Origin of the sequence: Burkholderia sp. SJZ089 (genome assembly GCF_007828315.1) — a bacterium.
GTDB lineage: Bacteria > Pseudomonadota > Gammaproteobacteria > Burkholderiales > Burkholderiaceae > Burkholderia > Burkholderia gladioli.
The window spans coordinates 1-1,316 of the sequence record NZ_VIUM01000063.1; the positions used below are offsets into that span (position 1 = coordinate 1).

Here is a 1,316-nt window from a genome sequence, read left to right on the forward strand (position 1 = left end):
CAGGCCGTTGAAATACCTCGACCGATTCGTCACGATATAGCCACCCTGATCCCGAGACGCGAAGACCGCATGCGAGGCGCCGACAGCTACAACGAATCCCTGTTCAGCACCGTGAGGCTGGAGGAATTCGTACCGCAGACCCATCCGCTGCGGCCGATCCGGACGTGGATGAACGAAGCGCTGTCGAAGATGGATACGAAGTTCTCGGCGATGTACGAACCGGATATCAAAGGCGGCCGGCCGAGCATCGCGCCAGAGAAACTGATGCGGGCGATGCTGCTTCAGGTGCTGTACAGCATTCGCAGCGAGCGGCAACTGGTCGAGCAGATCTCGTACAACCTGCTGTTCCGTTGGTTCGTCGGCCTGTCGATCGAGGACACGGTGTGGAATCACTCGGTGTTCACCAAGAACCGGGATCGGCTGATCGAGTTCGATGCGGTGACTGACCTGTTCAATGCGACGGTAGAAACGGCACATAAGCGCGGCTTGTTGTCGGGCGAGCATTTCAGCGTGGACGGCACCTTGATTCATGCGTGGGCCAGTCACAAGAGCATCCGGCGTAAAGACGGCGGGGACGATGATCGCCCGCCGGGCAACTGGCACGGCGAATCGCGCAGCAATGAAACACACGAGTCGAAGAGCGACGGTGAAAGCCGGCTCTATCGCAAGAGCAATGCTGCCCCAGCCCTGCCGAGCTACCTGGGCCATGTGCTGACGGACAACCGGCACGGGTTGGTCGTCAACGTTCAAGCCAGCACGGCGAATGGCCGGGCGGAACGCCAAGTGGCGGCGGACATGCTGCGTGAGGTATCCGGTTCGGACGTGCGGATTACGGTGGGCGCCGACAAGGCGTACGACACGCGTGGATTTGTGAAGGCCTGTCGCGAATACAACGTGACGCCGCACGTCGCACGCAATACGAAGCGCGCGGGCGGAAGTGCCATCGACGGCCGGACGACGCGACACGTCGGTTATGCGCTGAGCCAGCGCAAACGGAAATGCATCGAGCAATGCTTCGGCTGGGGCAAGCGGATCGGGCCGATCCGGCAGGTGATGGTACGCGGCTTGGAGAAAGTCGATCAGTTGCTTACGCTGACCATGGCGGCGTACAACCTGACACGCCTGCGAACGTTGGGATTCGTGCGTCCGGCGAGCGCGTGATGAAGAATCGGGCGGGAAATGTGCTCGCCAGGCCGATTTCACCGCCAAGTCGGGGGCGAATTCGGCTCGATGAAACGCATCGCGAAGCCGTTGAGCGAATTCATGCCATCTGCGGGAAACGTCCGAGTCCAGTCGATGGGTATTTCAACGGCCTG

The 1,316-nt window shown here is 60.9% G+C and carries 1 protein-coding gene; it reads left to right on the top strand.

The window, feature by feature from the left end; genetic code table 11:
- Nucleotides 1–69: 69 nt before the first annotated feature.
- Nucleotides 70–1,161, top strand: a complete 1,092-nt coding sequence (locus FB600_RS37000) for an IS5 family transposase (protein WP_145758319.1) — start codon at nt 70–72, stop codon at nt 1,159–1,161.
- Nucleotides 1,162–1,316: the final 155 nt, after the last annotated feature.